Annotated in this window: 12 protein-coding genes; 1 reads left to right on the forward strand and 11 read right to left on the reverse strand. The window is 75.1% G+C overall.

The annotated features are described in order from the left end of the window. Window position 1: 1 nt before the first annotated feature. From ACFV9Q_RS24570 to ACFV9Q_RS24605, 8 genes are all read right to left on the reverse strand, one after another. Window positions 2-3607, reverse strand: a complete 3606-nt coding sequence (locus ACFV9Q_RS24570; protein ID WP_377236583.1) for an error-prone DNA polymerase — start codon at window positions 3605-3607, stop codon at window positions 2-4. Beyond that, a complete protein-coding gene (locus ACFV9Q_RS24575; RefSeq protein ID WP_377236584.1) occupies window positions 3600-5375 on the reverse strand; it encodes a DNA polymerase Y family protein in 1776 nt (591 codons plus the stop codon). Before ACFV9Q_RS24575 ends, ACFV9Q_RS24570 begins: the two co-directional genes overlap by 8 nt. Next, complete coding sequence (locus ACFV9Q_RS24580) at window positions 5372-6454, reverse strand: hypothetical protein (RefSeq protein ID WP_377236585.1); 1083 nt, start codon at window positions 6452-6454, stop codon at window positions 5372-5374. Before ACFV9Q_RS24580 ends, ACFV9Q_RS24575 begins: the two co-directional genes overlap by 4 nt. A 450-nt stretch (window positions 6455-6904) precedes the next feature. Continuing rightward, window positions 6905-7381, reverse strand: a complete 477-nt coding sequence (locus ACFV9Q_RS24585) for a MaoC family dehydratase (RefSeq protein WP_377236586.1) — start codon at window positions 7379-7381, stop codon at window positions 6905-6907. Next, window positions 7378-8127, reverse strand: a complete 750-nt coding sequence (gene fabG / locus ACFV9Q_RS24590; protein ID WP_377232234.1) for a 3-oxoacyl-ACP reductase FabG — start codon at window positions 8125-8127, stop codon at window positions 7378-7380. The genes ACFV9Q_RS24585 and fabG overlap by 4 nt, the downstream gene beginning before the upstream one ends. Window positions 8128-8162: 35 nt before the next feature. Next, the gene (locus ACFV9Q_RS24595; protein ID WP_377236587.1) at window positions 8163-9290 is read right to left on the reverse strand and encodes a zinc-binding dehydrogenase; all 1128 of its coding nucleotides are present in this window, start codon (window positions 9288-9290) and stop codon (window positions 8163-8165) included. After that, complete coding sequence (locus ACFV9Q_RS24600) at window positions 9290-10513, reverse strand: acetyl-CoA C-acetyltransferase (protein WP_377236588.1); 1224 nt, start codon at window positions 10511-10513, stop codon at window positions 9290-9292. Before ACFV9Q_RS24600 ends, ACFV9Q_RS24595 begins: the two co-directional genes overlap by 1 nt. A 43-nt stretch (window positions 10514-10556) precedes the next feature. Further along, window positions 10557-11768: an acyl-CoA dehydrogenase family protein gene (locus ACFV9Q_RS24605; protein ID WP_377236589.1), complete on the reverse strand. Its 1212-nt coding sequence runs from the start codon at window positions 11766-11768 to the stop codon at window positions 10557-10559. A 92-nt stretch (window positions 11769-11860) separates the two neighbouring features. Here ACFV9Q_RS24605 and ACFV9Q_RS24610 point away from each other — a divergent pair, with 92 nt between their 5' ends. Beyond that, on the forward strand, window positions 11861-12295 hold the full coding sequence (locus ACFV9Q_RS24610) for an acyl-CoA thioesterase (protein ID WP_377236590.1): 435 nt from the start codon (window positions 11861-11863) through the stop codon (window positions 12293-12295). A 115-nt stretch (window positions 12296-12410) separates the two neighbouring features. On the opposite strand, the gene ACFV9Q_RS24615 is transcribed toward ACFV9Q_RS24610, so the two are convergent. Genes ACFV9Q_RS24615 through ACFV9Q_RS24625 form a run of 3 tightly spaced genes read right to left on the reverse strand, consistent with a single transcriptional unit; the run spans window position 12411 to window position 16635 of the window. Continuing rightward, window positions 12411-14207 carry an AMP-binding protein gene (locus ACFV9Q_RS24615; RefSeq protein WP_377236591.1) on the reverse strand — a complete coding sequence of 599 codons (1797 nt, stop codon included), beginning with the start codon at window positions 14205-14207 and terminating at the stop codon, window positions 12411-12413. Beyond that, the gene (locus tag ACFV9Q_RS24620) at window positions 14204-15493 is read right to left on the reverse strand and encodes an acyl-CoA dehydrogenase family protein (protein WP_377236592.1); all 1290 of its coding nucleotides are present in this window, start codon (window positions 15491-15493) and stop codon (window positions 14204-14206) included. Before ACFV9Q_RS24620 ends, ACFV9Q_RS24615 begins: the two co-directional genes overlap by 4 nt. Continuing rightward, the gene (locus ACFV9Q_RS24625; protein WP_377236593.1) at window positions 15493-16635 is read right to left on the reverse strand and encodes a phosphotransferase family protein; all 1143 of its coding nucleotides are present in this window, start codon (window positions 16633-16635) and stop codon (window positions 15493-15495) included. The genes ACFV9Q_RS24620 and ACFV9Q_RS24625 overlap by 1 nt, the downstream gene beginning before the upstream one ends. Window position 16636: the final 1 nt, after the last annotated feature.

A 16636-nucleotide genomic window follows, 5' to 3' on the forward strand; every position in this document is an offset into this window, starting at 1 on the left:
CCTACCGGAAGTCCCGCGACCGCCCCGGGACCGCCAGCGTCAGCGGGGCGAGGTGTTCGGCCAGGAGGTTGACAGCGCCGTCGGCGGCCTCGATCCGTCCGCGGATCACCATCGCCTGCGCCGACCGCGCGACCCGGCGGAACCGTTGCCACAGCCCGACGGTGCAGATCACGTTCAGCAGCCCCGTCTCGTCCTCCAGGGACAGGAACGTCACGCCCCCGGCGGTACCCGGCCGCTGCCGGTGCGTCACCACCCCGCCAACGGCGACCCGGCGTCCCGGCTCGGTCACCATCGCCTGGGCGACCGTGAGCACGCCCGCCGCCTCCAGCCCCGGCCGGACGTGCTGCGTCGGGTACGAGTCGGGCGTGACGCCGGTCGTCCACGCGTCGGCCTGCGCCAGCTCGACCTCGCTCATCCCCGGCAGCACCGGGGCGTCGACGCCGACGCTGACGCCGGGCAGCGTCGTCGGCCCCTCCTGGCCCAGCGCGCCCGCGGCCCACAGGCCCTCCCGCCGGTCGACGCCGAGCGGCTCCAGCGCCCCGCCCGTCGCGAGCGCCTCGAGCTGCGCCGTCGACAGCTCGACCCGCCGCACGAGGTCCCGCAGCGACACGAACCCCGCCGGGCCCGCGGCGTCGCGGGCCGCCACGATCTCCTCCGCCTTGTCCTTCCCGATGCCCCGCACGGACTCCAGCCCCATGCGGACCGCGAGCGCCGGGTCGGCCCGGACGAGGTGGGCGACGGACGCGGCCGGGGTCTCGGCGGGCTCGTCGGGCGAAGGCGTCGCTTCGCCGGGCGGAGGCACCCGCTCGACCGAGGAGAGCACCCGGGACGCCGCGACGGAGGGCCGCAGCACGCGCACCCCGTGCCGACGCGCGTCGGCGACCAGGGACTGCGGGGAGTAGAACCCCATGGGCTGGGCCGCGAGCAGCCCCGCGTAGAACGCGGCCGGGTGGTGCACCTTGAGCCACGAGCTCACGTACACGAGGTGCGCGAAGGAGTAGGCGTGCGACTCGGGGAAGCCGAAGTCGGCGAAGGCCCTGAGCTTCTCGAAGATCTGCTCCTGCACCCCGGGCGGGATCTTGCTCGCGGTCATCCCGGCGTAGAGCCGTTCGCGCAGTGCCTCCATGCGTTCCTGGGACCGCTTGGACCCCATGGCGCGACGCAGCTCGTCGGACTCCTTGGGCGTGAACCCGGCGACGTCGATCGCCATCTGCATGAGCTGTTCCTGGAACAGCGGCACGCCCAGGGTGCGGCCCAGGGAGTTCTTGAGCAGCGGGTGCAGGTACTCGACCTTCTCGCGCCCGCGGGCCCGCTCGATGTACGGGTGCACGGAGCCGCCCTGGATGGGGCCGGGCCGGATGAGCGCGACCTCCACGACGATGCTGTAGAAGTCGCGCGGCCGCAGCCGCGGGAGGGTCGCCATCTGGGCGCGCGACTCCACCTGGAACACGCCCACGGTGTCGGCGGCGCACAGGAGGTCGTACACGAGCGGGTCGTCCTGCGGCGGGTCGTGCAGCTCAAGACGTTTCCCGGTGTGCTCCTCGACGGACTCGAAGGCGTACCGGATGGCGGTCAGCATGCCCAGGCCCAGCAGGTCGAACTTGACCAGCTCGGCGTCGGCGCAGTCCTCCTTGTCCCACTGCAGCACGGTGCGCCCCTCCATGCGCGCCCACTCGACGGGGACCACCTCGATCACCGGGCGGTCGCACATGACCATGCCGCCGGAGTGGATGCCCAGGTGGCGGGGCAGGCGGAGCATGCGGTCGGCGAGGTCGAGGACGTCGTCGGGGATCTCCCCCTCCTGCGCGGCCGACGGCGGCGTGCGGAACGGCACGACGTCGTGGGTGTCGTCGGCGCGCTCCCGGGGCTCGCCCGCGGCGCGCGCCTCCTGGGCGAGCACGTCGACAAAGGTGCCGTTCTCCCCCGGCCCCCACAGCGCTGTCATGCGGGCGTCCTTGGCGGCGGTCCGGTTCTGCGGGGCGGGTCCGGCGCCGGGGGCGCCGTCGGGCACGCCGCCCGGCACGCCGCCTGGTACGCCGCCTGGTACGCCGGCCGACGGCGGGGTGGGCACCCTCGGTTTGAGCGAGCCCCAGCGCTCGATGCTCTTGGACCAGGCGTCCTGCTGGCCGAGGTCGTAGCCGAGCGCGCGGGCGGCGTCGCGCACCGCGGAGCGCGGCCGGTAGGAGATGACGTTGGCGACCTGCGCCGCGTGCGTGCGCCCGAACTTCTCGTAGACGTACTGGATCACCTCCTCGCGCCGTACCGACTCGATGTCGACGTCGATGTCCGGCGGGCCGTCCCGCTCCGGCGCGAGGAACCGCTCGAACAGCAGCCCGTGCTTCACCGCGTCCACGGCGGTGATCCCCAGGGCGAAGCAGACCGCCGAGTTCGCGGCGCTGCCCCGCCCCTGCGCGAGGATGCCGTTGCGCCGGCAGAACTCCACCAGGTCGTAGACCACGAGGAAGTACCCGGGAAACTCCAGGTCGGTGATGACCCTCAGCTCGTGGTCGATCTGCTTCCAGGCCTTCCGGTTGCCCTCCCGGGGGCCGTAGCGCCGGGTCGCGCCCTGGTAGGCGAGCTCGCGCAGCCAGGACTTCTCGTCGTGCCCCTCCGGGACGGGGTAGGGCGGCAGCCTCGGCGCGATGAGCTTCAGGTCGAACTCGCACTCGGCGCCCAGCGCGGCCGCCGTCGGCACGGCCTGGGGGTGCCTGCGGTGCAGGCGCGCCATCTCCGCGCCGCTGCGCAGGTGCGCGGTGGGCGCGCCGGGCAGCCAGCCGTCCAGGTCGTCCAGGCTCGACCGGGCCCGGACCGCCGCGAGCGCCCCGGCGAGGTCGGCGTCCCGGGGGCGGGCGTAGTGCGCGGCGGTGGTGGCGACCAGCGGCAGCCGCGCCTCCTGCGCCAGGAGGGCGAGCGCGTCGTGCAGGTCGGCGTCGCGCGGGTCCCCGGTGGCGCTGATCTCGACGGCCACGTTGTCCCGCCCGAACGCATCCACCAACCGCGCCAGCTCCCGCCGCCCCCGCTCCAACCGATCAACCCGATTCCCCCCTCGTTGAGTGCTGGCCATCTGCGGCGTCGAATCGTTTTGAGGGCGCAGATAGCCAGCACTCAACGAGGGCGTGAGGGCCTGGCGGAGCGGGCCCTTGCGGCAGCCCGTCAGGACCAGCCACTCGCCTCTCGCCGCCTCGCCCAGGCCTTCCAGCGTGTAGTTCGCGGCGCCCTTGACGCCCGCGTCGAGGTGCGCGGTGCCGATCGCGCTCGACAGATTGCGGTACCCCTGCGGCCCGCGCGCCAGCACGAGCAGGTGCGTCGCGCGCGGGTCGGGGACCCCGGTCGGCGGGTCGAGCACGGGCGCGGCCCCCACGCCGACGAGGGCCGGCAGGTGCAGCTCCGCCCCGAACGCCGTCTTGAGCCCGACCTTCTTCGCCGCCTGCGAGAACCGCACCACGCCGTACAGCCCGTCGTGGTCGGTGATCGCGAGCGTCTTCAGCCCGAGGCGCGCGCCCTCGGCGGCGAGCTCCTCGGGGTGCGAGGCGCCGTCGAGAAAGCTGAACGCGGAGTGCGCGTGCAGCTCGGCGTACGGCACGTCCACCGTCCCGGTCCTAGTCATACAGAGCCTCCAGGGACCACGTCCCCGCCGCCGACGACAGCAGCAGGCCGAGCGTGAGCTCCCCGGACCGGCCGGGGCCGTCGACCACCACCTGGAGGAACACCCGGCGCTTGCCCCGCGACGTCCACCACCGTTCGGCGACCGGCCAGGGCCCCGCCCAGTCGACGACGGCGGCGTCGAGACCGGCCCACGCGCCGCCGTCGTCCGCCCTGCCGGAGGCGACGTCGCCCGACGCCCGACTGCCCGGCACGCTGCCGGACCCCCCGGACGCACCGGACGCACCGCCGGCGGCACCGCCCGAGCCGCCGCCCGCCGTCTCCTCCGGCACCACCACGCGGGCCGGCTCGCCGCTGACCGCCAGCCGCACGTCGACGACGACGGGCCGGCCGGCGGCGTCGAGCACCCGCGCGGGGACGGGCTCGGGCAGCACGACCGACGGCGCCGGCGGCGGCAGGGCGCCGGGCCAGGGCCGGTCGGGGTCGCGCTCGGGCGGGACCTGCTCGCCGTAGGGGACGAGCTGCACGCGGTCGCGGGGGTCGCGCCCGCCCTGGAGCCGCACGGTGAGCACGGCGTCGCCGCCGAGCAGAGCCTGCACGCGCTCGACGGCGCGGCGGGCGCGCAGGTCCTCGCCCGCGCCGGGCCCCCACAGGCGCGGCTGCAGGGCCCCGGCGGGGGTGACCTCCTCGGCGGCCAGGCTCAGGCCCGCGATCGGGGCGGGCTGCTCGCCCTGCCCGAGGGACGACGCCGTGAGCCAGCCCTCGAGCTGCCAGCGCACGCGGTCGGTGATGCGGGCGGCCGACAGCCCGCCGAGGGTGTCGTCGGTGCGCCACAGCCGTTCCAGGGTGCGGGCCTCGCCCGTGACCGGGTCGACGGCGCGGGCCGTGATCCGCAGCCGGCCGCACGCCAGGCCGCGCCGGTGCAGGTCGTCGTGCAGACGCTCGGCGAGGCGGCGGGCGGCGAAGGTCGCGACGTCGACCCGGTGCGCCGGCGGGTCCAGCTCCTCGGTGACGGTCAGGTCCTCCACCAGCCGGCGCCGGGCGGGCGGGCGCACGTCCTGCCCGCGGGCGAGGCGCTGCGCCCACACGCCGAGGTCGCCGAACCGGGCGGCGACGGCGGCGTCGGGCAGGGCGGCCAGGTCCGCGAGCGTCCGAACGCCGAGGCGGCGCCACAGGTCGACCAGCTCGGTCAGCGCCCGGTCGGCGGGCCGGGCGTGCACGAGGACGGCGGCGGGGCGGGGCGCGAGGTAGTCGCGGGAGTCCCCCGGCGGCACGACGGCGTCGTCCCGGGCCGCGAGGACGGCGGCCAGGTAGCCGTCCGCGACCCCGACCTGGCACTCGTGGCCGGTGCGGACGGCGACCTGCTCGGTCAGCTCGCGCGCCAGGTCGTGCTCGGAGCCGTGGTAGCGGGCCGCGCCGCCGGACGGCAGCAGGAGCAGTCCCGGGCGGGCGATCTCCAGCCCGGAGACCACGGTCTCGGCGGCCACGGCGACAGGCTCGAACTCGCGGGCGTCGCGGGCGTCGTCGGCGGTCCAGAGCTGCAGGTCGGGGCAGCGCCCCTGGGCCTCGCGACGCCGCATGCCGCGGCGCACCCCGGCGCTGCGCGCGGGGGCGGACACCGCGACGATCCGCCCGCCGGGACCGCCCGTGACGGCGGCGGGCACCTCGGGGCCGAGGCCGGCCACGACCAGGGCGGCGACGACCGGCCAGTCGGGCACCCAGAGGCACGCGGTGCGGGTCACGGCCGTCGCGGTGGCGGTGCGCTCGCTCATCCCACCAGCTCCAGCGACGGCCGGCCCTCGGCGTCCGTGTCCCGCACGACCTCGTCCCGCACGACCTCGTCCCGCACGGTGCCCGGGCCCCAGGCGCCGAGGGGTTCTGTCACGGCCGCCCGGCACACCGGCACCTCGACGTCCAGGTGCACCGGCCGCGCCGCGCTCCCCCGCCCGGTGCGGCGTACCCGCAGGGTCCGGCGCCGCAGCCAGCCCACCCCGCCGTCGACCCCCGACCAGGCCCCGCCGGTGGCCTCGAGCACCACGTGTGCCCCGGCCCAGCCGCCCACGTCCCGTTGAGTGCTGGACATTCGCCCCGTCGAGGGCCGTTCGAGCGACGAATACCCAGCACTCAACGGGGCCGTGGGGAGCAGGACGGTGCCTCGGTCGCGGGCGCGCGCCGTCAGGCGGCGGCGGTCCTGGTCCAGCAGGGCCACCTCCGGCCCGACCACCACCACGTCCATGCCGTCGATCAGCGCGGCGAGCACGGCGGGCGCGTCCACCCCCGACCCGGCCGGCAGCGGGACCACCAGGGTGCGCGCCAGGTCGCACCCGGCGTCGGCCGCGGCGGCCAGCCCGGCGGCCGGGTACCCGACCAGCACCGTCCAGGCCCCGTCCCGGGACGCCTCGGCGAGCAGGGTGAGCAGCAGCGACGTCGAGCCCCGGACCACCACGGTGGTCCCGGCCCGCAGGCCGCCGTCCGGCAGGAGGGCGGCCAGGTGCGGGTGCACGGGCAGCACGCGCGTGTCCTCGCCCGGGTGCCCCACCCGGCCGCCCGACGACGGCGCGGCGCCCGCCGCAGACCGGTGGTTCTCCACGGACGCGGACGCCGGCAACGGATCGGTCAGGAGCCCGCCCCGCAGCGCCCGGACCTGCACCCGGTGCGCCTCGACGGGCTGCTCGGCGCGGACGGTCTGGACGGGCTGCGCCGCCCGCGCGGCCGTGGCCTGCCGGCGGACGCCGGTGCGCGCCTCGGCCGACCGCAGCGCCGCGAGCGCCTGCGCGTGCTTGCTGCCGTCGCCGGCAGGGACTGCGTCGGCGGCGGTGTCGGCCTTCGAGGAGATGGTTACGACGGTCATGTCCCTCCAGCGATGGTGCCTGCCGGCGGAGACCGGTGGTGGAGCACTTACGAACACGTGTTCGATAGAACACCAGTACATCGCTCCTGGCGCGCGCTGTCAAACCATCTGTTCCGCAACACTGCGGTGCCGCTGACGGCAGTCACGGGCGCCCTCTGGGTCGGACACCACTGATTCGGTGGGTGCCGGTCGGGCTGAACTCCGTTCGGCCGCGCCCCGGGTATGCCGGCCCTGCCGGACAGTCCGGCTGGGCCGAATTCTGCGGGGCCAGGGTGAACGGAATGCGGCCCACCCGGCCACATCTCCCCCAGCACACCTTCCTCCGGGACCTCGCTTCAGGATCCACTTCGAGGCCAGGTCGTCGAACGACGTGAGGTACCGACCCCGGTCAGGATCGGTACCTCACGTCGTTCTCGGAGCGCGCGGCGCGCCCTCAGATCCGCGGCGCCCTCAGGTCTCCAGGACGTAGAGCGACAGCGTGTGCGCCACGAGGGCCGGCTTCTCGGCCCCCTCGATCTCGACGGTGACCTTCGAGGCCAGCCGCACGCCGGCCGTCGTCGGCTCGGCCGAGAGGATCTCGGTGACGGCCCGCACACGCGCGCCCGAGGGCACCGGGCTGAGGAACCGCAGCCGGTCCATGCCGTAGTTCATCACCATGGCGACGCCGCCCACCTGCACGAGCGACGACGCCAGGCGCGGCAGCAGCGACAGCGTGAGGTAGCCGTGCGCGATCGTGGAGCCGAACGGCCCGGCGGCCGCCCGCTCGGCGTCGAGGTGGATCCACTGGTGGTCCTCGGTCGCGTCGGCGAAGGCGGCGATCCGCTCCTGCGTGACCTCGAACCACTCGCCCGTGGCGGTCCGGCCCACGGCGTCGGCGAGGTCAGCCGGCGAGTCGACGGCGATCACGCTGTCCACGCCGGCACTCATGCCTTGGGGCCGCCCGCCACGTACAGCACCTGGCCCGAGACGAACCCGGACTGCTCCGCGCAGAAGAACGACACGGCGTTCGCGATGTCCTCGGGCTGACCCACGCGCCCCACGGGCACGTCCTTGGCGGCCACGCTCAGGTAGTCGGACAGGGACACCCCGATGCGCTCGGCGGTCTCCCGGATCATGTCGGTCTCGATCACGCCGGGCGCCACGGCGTTCGCGGTGACGCCGAACTTGCCGAGCTCGATCGCCAGGGTCTTGGTGAAGCCCTGCATGCCCGCCTTGGCCGCCGAGTAGTTGGCCTGGCCGCGGTTGCCGAGCGCCGACGTCGACGACAGGTTCACGACGCGGCCGTACTTCGCCTCCACCATGTGCGCCTGCACGGCCCGCGTCATCAGGAACGCGCCCCGCAGGTGCACGCCCAGCACGGCGTCCCAGTCGCCCACCGACATCTTGAACAGCAGGTTGTCGCGCAGGATCCCGGCGTTGTTCACCAGCACGGTGGGCGCGCCCAGCTCGGCGGTGACGCGGGCGACGGCGGCGGCGACCGAGTCCTCGTCGGCGACGTCGACGCCGACGGCGAGCGCGCGCCCGCCGTCGGCCACGATGGCCTCCGCGGTGGTCTTCGCCTGGTCCTCCAGGAGGTCCAGGACGGCGACGGCGAAGCCGTCCTGCGCGAGCCGGCGGGCCGTGGCGGCGCCGATGCCGCGGGCCGCTCCGGTGACGATGGCTGTACGAGTCATCAGGGGTTTCCTCTCGTTGCGTGAACTTCTCGGGGTCAGGACATCACGAGCTGCCGCAGCGCCGCGCCGGACGCGAGGCGGTCGAGCGCGGCGGGCAGGTCGTCCAGGGTGATGCGGTCGGACACCAGCCGCTCCAGGGGCAGCCGCCCGGCCCGCCACAGCTCGACGTACCGCGGGATGTCGCGGCTCGGCACGGCCGAGCCGAGGTAGGAGCCGACGACGGTGCGCGCCTCGGCGGTCAGGCTCAGGGGCGAGATGCTCGCCCGCGCGTCGGGGTGCGGCAGGCCGACCGTGACGGTGGTGCCGCCCGGGGCGGTGAGGGCGTAAGCGGTCTCGAACGCGCGGGCCGAGCCCGCCGCCTCGATCACCACGGGGGCGCGCAGCGACTGGTCGGCGGCCTCCTGCGGCCCGATCGCGACGGTCGCGCCGAGCTCGCGCGCCAGGTCGAGCTTGGCGGGCACGGCGTCGACGCCCACGACCTCGTGCCCGAGCGCGACGGCCACCAGGAGCGCCGCCATGCCCACGCCGCCGAGCCCCACGACGGCCACCCGGTCGCCCGGCGCGGGCCGGCCGGCGTTGACGACGGCGCCGCCGCCGGTCAGCACCGCGCAGCCGAGCAGGGCGGCGACGTCGGGCGGGACGTCGTCGTCGACGGGCACCACGGAGGTCTCGGACACCACGGCGTGGCTGGCGAACGCGCTCACCCCGAGGTGGTGGTGCACCTCCTGGACGCCGCCGGCCCCGCCGTCGGCCCCGGGAACAGTCCGCGACAGCCGCCGTCCGCCGCCCACGAGCGTGCCGGCCGCGTTGGCCGCCGACCCGACCGCGCACGGCAGGCGCCCGTCGGTGGCGCACTGCGCGCACTGCCCGCAGCGCGGCAGGAACGTCATGACCACCCGCTGCCCGACGGCGAGGCGCGCACCCGGGCCGGTCGCCTCCACGATCCCGGCGGCCTCGTGGCCGAGCAGCATCGGCACCGGCCGGGCGCGGTTGCCGTCCACGACCGACAGGTCGGAGTGGCACAGCCCCGCGGCCTCGATGCGCACCAGCACCTCGCGCTCGCCGGGCGGGTCGAGCTCCAGTGGCCCGACGGTGACCGGCCGCGACTCCGCATAGGGCGCCGGCGCGCCGCAGCGCTCCAGCACGGCACCGGTGATCAGCATCAGAGCTTCTCCAGCACCATCGCCATGCCCTGGCCGCCGCCCACGCACATCGTCTCCAGACCGTACTGGCCGCCGGTGTCCGCGAGCGCGTTGATCAGGGTGGAGGTGATGCGCGCCCCGGTCATCCCGAACGGGTGCCCGACGGCGATGGCGCCGCCGTTGACGTTCAGCCGCTCCGGCTCGACGCCGAGCTCGCGCGCCGACGGGATCACCTGCGCGGCGAACGCCTCGTTGATCTCCACGAGGTCCATGTCGTCGACCGTGAGCCCGGCGCGGCGCAGCGCCTGCCGGCTGGCGTCGACGGGGCCGAGCCCCATGATCTCCGGCGACAGCCCGCTGACCCCGGTGGACACGATGCGGGCCAGCGGCGTCAGGCCGAGCTCGTCGACCACGCGGCCGGACACGACGACGACCGCGGCCGCGCCGTCGTTCAGAGGGCAGGCGTTGCCCGCGGTGACGCTGCCGTCGGGGCGGAACACCGGCTCCAGCGTGGCGAGCTTCTCCACGGTGGTGCCCGGCCGCGGGCCGTCGTCGGCGGAGACGACCGTGCCGTCGGGGAGGGTGACAGGCGTGATGTCCCGGGCCCAGAACCCGGCCGCGACGGCGGCCTCCGCCCGCTGCTGGCTGCGGGCGGCGAACTCGTCCTGCTCGGCGCGCGTGACGCCGCGCAGGGCGGCGACGTTCTCCGCCGTCTGGCCCATGGAGATGTAGGCGTCGGGCAGCACGCCCTCCAGCCGCGGGTCGGTCCACAGGCCGGCGCCGGCCCCGGCGCGCTTCTCGGTGCGGGCCAGGGCGTCGGCGAAGACGGGGTTGTGCAGGTCCACGCCCGGGATGTAGTCGCTCGACCCGGTGGCGAACGAGCTGACGGACTCCACGCCCGCGGAGACGAACACGTCGCCCTCGCCCGCCTTGATCGCGTGGAACGCCATGCGCGTGGTCTGCAGGCTGGAGCTGCAGTAGCGCGTGACGGTCGCGCCGGGCACCATGTCCCAGCCGCACAGCACTGCGACGATCCGCGCCAGGTTCATGCCCTGCTTGCCGCCGGGCAGGCCGCAGCCCAGCAGCAGGTCGTCGATGCGCGCCGGGTCCAGGCCCGGCACCTGCCCGACGGCGGCGCGCACCATCTCGGCGGCGAGGTCGTCGGGGCGCACGTCCTTCAGCGACCCCTTGTGCGCGCGTCCGATGGGCGAGCGCGCGGTGGCGACGATGTAGGCCTCGGTCATTTGCTCCTCCTTGAGCCAGTGGTGAACCAGGTGGGCGGCATCCTCAGACGAACGCCGCGTGGCCGGTGATGGCACGGCCCACGATGAGCTGGTTCATGTCCTTGGTCCCCTCGAACGTGTAGACCGCCTCGGCGTCGGCGAAGAACCGCGCGACGCCGTGATCCAGTGTGATCCCGTTGCCGCCGCACGCCTCCCGGCACAGCGCGACGGTCTCGCGCATGCGGGTGGTGACGAACGCCTTGGCCATCGCGGCGTGGGCGTCCTTCTGCGTGCCGAGGTCCTGGAGCTGGGCCACGCGCACGCACATCGCGAAGCTCGCCGTGACGTTCGCGTAGGCCGTGGCGAGCTTGTCCTGGATGAGCTGGTAGCTGGCGATGGGGTTGCCGAACTGCTCGCGCTGCCTGGTGTAGGCCACGGCGGCCTCGTAGGCGCCGATCATGGTGCCCAGCGCCTGCCAGGACACACCGTCGCGCGTGATGCGCAGCACCTTGGCGACGTCGCGGAAGTTGTCGATGTGCTGCAGCCGGTCGGCCTCGTCCACCCGCACGCCGTCGAGCACGATGTCGGCGTTCTGCACGATGCGCAGGGACTGCTTGCGCTCGATCTTGGTGGCGGTGAAGCCGGGCGTGCCCTTGCGCACCAGGAAGCCCTTGACCTGGTCGTCGGCGGTGTCCTTGGCCCAGATCACCACGACGTCGGCGAACGTGGCGTTGCCGATCCAGCGCTTGGCGCCGTTCAGCACCCAGGTGTCGCCCGTGCGGGTGGCGGTGGTGCGCAGGCCCTTGGCGGTGTCGGAGCCGGCGAGGGGCTCGGTGAGCCCGAACGCGCCGATCAGGTCGCCGGCCGCCATGGGCGGCAGCCACCGCGCGCGCTGGTCGGCGCTGCCCCCGATGCCGATCGAGGTCATGGCCAGGCCGCCGGAGACCCCGATGAAGGTGCAGAACGAGGAGTCGACGCGCGCCGTCTCCATGCCGACCCAGCCGCGGAACACGGCCGAGGTCTCCTCCCCCTGCGTCTCGGCCCAGCCGGACCCGATGGTGCCGAGCTGCGCGTACGGCTTGAACAGGTGCACGGGGCACTCGGCGCGTTCCCAGTAGTCGTCCGCGATGGGGCGCACCTCGCGCTCCATGAACTCGCGGACGGCCAGGGCCTTCTTCTGCTCGGCCGGGGTGAGCAGGTCCTGGAAGGCGTAGAAGTCCGCCTCCAGCAGGTCGGTGCCCGGCTCAGTGGCGGGTGGCTCGGGTGCGAGCGTCATCGGTCCTCCGATCGTCGTCGATCTGTATGTCCAGTATGCATCATTCTTGGATATGTTGCACCGACCCCCTGGGGTCGGTCTACGCTGGCTCGATGGGCTATCGGCACCCCTTCCCGCTGCGCTGGAACGACAACGACCAGTACGGGCACATGAACAACACCGTGTACTACGAGGCCATGGACACGGCGGTGAACACCTGGCTCATCCGGCACACCGACCTGGACCCCGCGGGCGACGTGATCGGGCTGGCCCGTGCGTCGTCCTGCGAGTTCCTCGCCCCGGCGTCGTTCCCCGAGGAGCTGGAGGTCGACGTCGCCGTCGGGCGCCTCGGGCGCACCTCGCTCACCTGGGACCTGGCGATCCTGCGCGCGGGCGCGCCCGACCGGAGCGAGGCGTACGCGACGGGCAGCTTCACGCACGTCTTCGTGGACCAGGCGGGCCGCCGCCCGGTCCCGGTCCCGGACGTCATCCGCGCGGCGGTCAAGCGACACCTGGGCGTCACCCCGCCGCCCGCGCCGCCGGCGTAGCGCCGCCGCCGCGCCGGCCGCCGCCGATGGTGCGCTTCTACCCCGCCATTGGGCCCGAAAACGTGCTGATTCCGGGCCGAATGACGGGGTAGAAGCGCACCCTCGACGCATCGCGTCACGGCTCCCGCGTCGGCGTCGGCTCCCGCGTCGGCTCTTGCGTCGGAGCTGGCTCCCGCGTCGGGAGCGGGGCCGACGTCGGGGCCGACGCCGACCCCGCAGCCGGCGGCGTGTGGCGGGCCGTCAGCTCGCGCTTGAGCACCTTGCCGCTCGGGCCGAGCGGCAGGTCGGCCGAGACGTGCACGACGCGCGGGTACTTGTACGCCGCGACGTGCTCCCGCATGTACGCGACGACGGCGTCCGGGTCCACGTCGGCCCCGTCGGCGGGCACGACGGCGGCGTGCACCTCCTGCCCGCGCGCGGCGTCGGGCACGCCGAACACCGCGGCCAGCGCGACGCCCGGGTAGCGGGCCAGCACCGCCTCGACCTCGGTGGGATACACGTTGTAGCCGCTGCGGATGATCATGTCCTTCTTGCGGTCCACGATCGTCACGATGCCGTCCGCGTCCACGGTGCCGAGGTCGCCGGTGCGGAACCAGCCGTCCACGACGGCGGCCGCCGAGGCGTCCGGGCGGCCCAGGTACCCCTTCATCAGGTTGTGCCCGCGCACCACGATCTCGCCGAGCTCGCTCTGCTCCCCGGTCGCCGAGCCCGACGCCGAGCCCGACGCCGAGCCCACCGCCGAGCCCGCCGCCGGCACGGGCAGCAGCTCGACCCGGTCCTCCACCTCGGCCACGGCCACCGCCACGTCGACGCCCCACATGGGCCGCCCCACGGTGCCGGGCCGGATGGGTTCCGACGTCACGTTGAAGGTGCACGACGGCGACGTCTCGGTCAGCCCGTAGCCCTCGTGCACCTGCGCGCCGAACGCCTCCTCGAACGCCTCCAGCAGAGCCACCGGCAGGGCCGCGCCGCCCGAGACGGCGAACCGCAGCGGGGGCCGCGCCGCCGTCCGCCGGGCCGCCTCGACCAAACCCGCGAAGTTGGTCGGCACCGCCGTGAACACGGTCGCGCCGTGCGCCACCAGCAGCTCCAGGGCCTCGTCCGGGTCGAACCTCGGCAGCAGCACGATGGACGCGCCGCGCCGGAACGCCATGTTCAGCACCGCCATCTGGCCGAACGAGTGGAAGAACGGCAGGCCGCCGTACACGACGTCGTCGGGCCGCAGGTCGAACGAGTCGATCAGCGAGCAGTGCACCTGCTCGACCATGGCCAGGTGCGAGCCGACGGCGCCCTTCGGGGTGCCCGTGGTGCCGCTCGTGTACAGGATCGTGGCCGCCGCCAGGGGGTTGACGCCCGCGTGCCGCTCGATCGGGGTGGCCGCGGCGGCCTCGTCCTCCAGGCGCGCCACCGGGGTGCCCCGCTCGGCGAGCCCGCGGGCGGCGTCCTGCGGCAGCAGCACGGTCAGCAGCGGCACCCCGGCCCGGGCGGCCGCCGGCGCGGCCTCCGCCAGCATGGGGGCGGCGACCACCACGACGTCGGCCCCGGCGTCCCGCAGGACGAACTCGATCTCGTCGGTGCGGAACAGCAGGTGCACCGGCACCACCACGGCGCCGAGCGCGAGCGTCGCGTAGTAGACGCGCGCGAAGTCGGGCACGTTCGGCACGATCATCGCCACGCGCGAGCCCGGCCCGATCCCCCGGGCCGCGAGCGCCCCGGCGTACGCGCGGGTCTGGTCCCAGAGGTCGCCGTAGGTGGTGGCCTGCCCCAGGAAGTACAGGGCGGGACGGTCGGGGAACCGGCGGGCGGTCTCGGCCAGCATGCTCGCGATGGACAGGGTGCCGTAGCCGGGCCCGTCGACGGCGGGGTCGGGGGCGGCCGGGGTGGGCGCGGCTGGGGTGGGCGCGTGGGTCATGTCGGGTCTCCTTCGACGTTCGACGGGGTGGACCGGGTGGGCGGGGCGACGCGCGCCAGGTAGGGCGCGCGCCGGCGGAGCTCGGCCCGGCCGAGCCCGGCGAGGTGCACCTCGTCCGGCCCGTCGGCCAGGCGCAGGGTGCGCACGCCGGCGAGCAGCTCGGCCAGGGGGTGGTCGCCGGAGACCCCGGCGGCGCCGAACACCTGGACGGCGCGGTCCAGGATCTGCCCGACGGCGCGGGGTACCGCGATCTTGATGGCCTGGATCTCGGTCATGGCGGCCTTGTTGCCGGCGGTGTCCATGAGCCAGGCGGTCTTGAGCACGAGCAGCCGCAGCGACTCGATCTCGATGCGCGAGGTGGCGGCCCACTCGCGCACGACGCCCTGGTCGGCGAGCGGCCCGCCGAACGCGACCCGCTCGGCCGTGCGCTCGCGCACCAGGTCCAGGGCCCGCTCGGCCATGCCGAGGGCGCGCATGCAGTGGTGGATGCGGCCGGGGCCGAGGCGGGCCTGGGCCATGGCGAACCCGTCGCCCTCGCCGCCCAGCAGGGCGGACGCGGGCACGCGGACGTCGTCGAACACGATCTCGGCGTGGCCGCCGTGGTCGCGGTCGTCGTAGCCCAGCACGGTCAGGCCGCGCAGCACGGTGACGCCGGGGGTGTCGCGGGGCACGAGGACCATGGACTGCTGCTGGTGCCGGGGCGCGTCCGGGTCCGTCTTGCCCATGACCACCAGCAGCCCGCAGTCCGGGTTCATCGCGCCGGTGGCGAACCACTTGCGGCCCGTGATCACGTACTCGTCGCCGTCGCGCACGATGCGCGTGGCGATGTTCGTGGCGTCCGACGACGCGACGGCGGGCTCGGTCATGCAGAACGCCGAGCGCTGCGCGCCGTCCAGCAGCGGGTCGAGCCAGCGTTCGCGCTGCGCGGGCGTGGCGAAGTGCGCGAGCAGCTCCATGTTGCCGGTGTCGGGCGCGGCGCAGTTCATGACGACGGGCGCGAGCTTGGGGCTGTATCCGGTCAGCTCCGCCACGGGCGCGTACTGCAGGTTGGTCAGGCCGCCGGAGCCCGGGCCGGCCGGGCTGCCCGGCGGCAGGAACAGGTTCCACAGGCCCCGCTCGCGCGCGGCGGCCTGGAGGTCGCGCACGACGGGCCGGAACGACCAGTCGTCGGGGGTGGCCGCGAGCTGCGCGGCGAGCACGGGCTCGGCGGGCAGCACGTCGCCGGTCAGGAAGTCCCGGACCCGGCCGGTGATCTCCCGCGTGGTCGCGTCGGGTGCGAGGTCCATCAGGCTCCTCCTTCCGTGGTGGCGCCCCGGGGCGGGGCGACGACGCCGGTCGCGACGCCGAGCCGGGCCAGCCCCTCGGCGGCCAGCGGCGCCACGAGGGCGCCGATCGTGTCGAACCCGGCGCCGACGGTCTGGCCGCCGGTGTACCGGTAGTGGATGCCCTCGAGGATGACCGCGAGCTTGTAGCAGGCGAACGCCCGGTACCAGGCCAGGTCCGGCACGGCGGTCCCGGCGCGGGCGGCGTAGGCGTCGATGACCTCGGCGAAGTCCGGGTAGCCCGCGCCGGGCACGATCGCCCCGGCGACGCCGACGACGCCCGCCTCCTGCGTCAGGTCGTGGATGTCCCAGTACATGCCGAGCATGCCGAGGTCCACGAGCGGGTCGCCGAGCGTGGCCATCTCCCAGTCCAGCACCGCCGCGACGTGCGGCGCGTCGGGCGGCCCGGCCACCAGCACGTTGTCGAGCCGGTAGTCGCCGTGCACGATGCCGGAACGCGCCCCGTCGTCGGGCACCGCGTCCGCCAGCCGCTCCTGGAGGGTGTCCAGGAGCGGCTGGGGCCGCGACCGGGAGGCGTCGTACTGCCGCCGCCAGGTCTTCAGCTGCCGGCCGAGGTACCCGGCGGGCCGGCCGAAGTCGGCCAGCCCCACCGCCGCGGGGTCGGTGCCGTGCAGGTCCGCCAGCACCTCGGCCAGCTCCGTCGCGAGCCGGCCCAGGCCCGCGCGGGTGAAGGCCGCGTTGTCCTCGGGCCGGGACAGGACGGCGCCGGCCACGTGCTCCATGACGAAGAACACGGTGCCCGTGACCTCGGCGGCGGCGGTGTCGTCCACCACGGCCACCGTGGGCGGCACCGGGATCGTCCCCGCGAGCGCGGTGATGACGCGGTGCTCGCGGCGCATGTCGTGCGCGCTGGACAGCACGTGCCCCAGCGGCGGGCGGCGCAGCACCAGCGGACGGGCGGCGCCGTCCACCCGGTAGGTGAGGTTGCTGCGGCCGCCCGTGATGAGGGTCGCCGTGAGCCCGGGGCCCGGGCCCTGGCCCGAGCCCTGGCCCTGGCCGGCGTCCGGCGCCGTCAGCTCCGGGTGCTCCCGGGCCAGCCAGGCGGCCAGGCCCGCGACGTCCAGGCCGGGAAGTTCGTGCGTCATG

Source organism: Promicromonospora sp. NPDC059942 (genome assembly GCF_042731755.1).
Taxonomy (GTDB): domain Bacteria; phylum Actinomycetota; class Actinomycetes; order Actinomycetales; family Cellulomonadaceae; genus Promicromonospora.

Coding starts and splice junctions, on each gene's coding strand:
- ACFV9Q_RS24570 (WP_377236583.1), bottom strand. CDS start 3,607: ATGACTAGGACCGGGACGGTGGACGTGCCGTACGCCGAGCTGCACGCG.
- ACFV9Q_RS24575 (WP_377236584.1), bottom strand. CDS start 5,375: ATGAGCGAGCGCACCGCCACCGCGACGGCCGTGACCCGCACCGCGTGC.
- ACFV9Q_RS24580 (WP_377236585.1), bottom strand. CDS start 6,454: ATGACCGTCGTAACCATCTCCTCGAAGGCCGACACCGCCGCCGACGCA.
- ACFV9Q_RS24585 (WP_377236586.1), bottom strand. CDS start 7,381: ATGAGTGCCGGCGTGGACAGCGTGATCGCCGTCGACTCGCCGGCTGAC.
- fabG (WP_377232234.1), bottom strand. CDS start 8,127: ATGACTCGTACAGCCATCGTCACCGGAGCGGCCCGCGGCATCGGCGCC.
- ACFV9Q_RS24595 (WP_377236587.1), bottom strand. CDS start 9,290: ATGCTGATCACCGGTGCCGTGCTGGAGCGCTGCGGCGCGCCGGCGCCC.
- ACFV9Q_RS24600 (WP_377236588.1), bottom strand. CDS start 10,513: ATGACCGAGGCCTACATCGTCGCCACCGCGCGCTCGCCCATCGGACGC.
- ACFV9Q_RS24605 (WP_377236589.1), bottom strand. CDS start 11,768: ATGACGCTCGCACCCGAGCCACCCGCCACTGAGCCGGGCACCGACCTG.
- ACFV9Q_RS24610 (WP_377236590.1), top strand. CDS start 11,861: ATGGGCTATCGGCACCCCTTCCCGCTGCGCTGGAACGACAACGACCAG.
- ACFV9Q_RS24615 (WP_377236591.1), bottom strand. CDS start 14,207: ATGACCCACGCGCCCACCCCAGCCGCGCCCACCCCGGCCGCCCCCGAC.
- ACFV9Q_RS24620 (WP_377236592.1), bottom strand. CDS start 15,493: ATGGACCTCGCACCCGACGCGACCACGCGGGAGATCACCGGCCGGGTC.
- ACFV9Q_RS24625 (WP_377236593.1), bottom strand. CDS start 16,635: ATGACGCACGAACTTCCCGGCCTGGACGTCGCGGGCCTGGCCGCCTGG.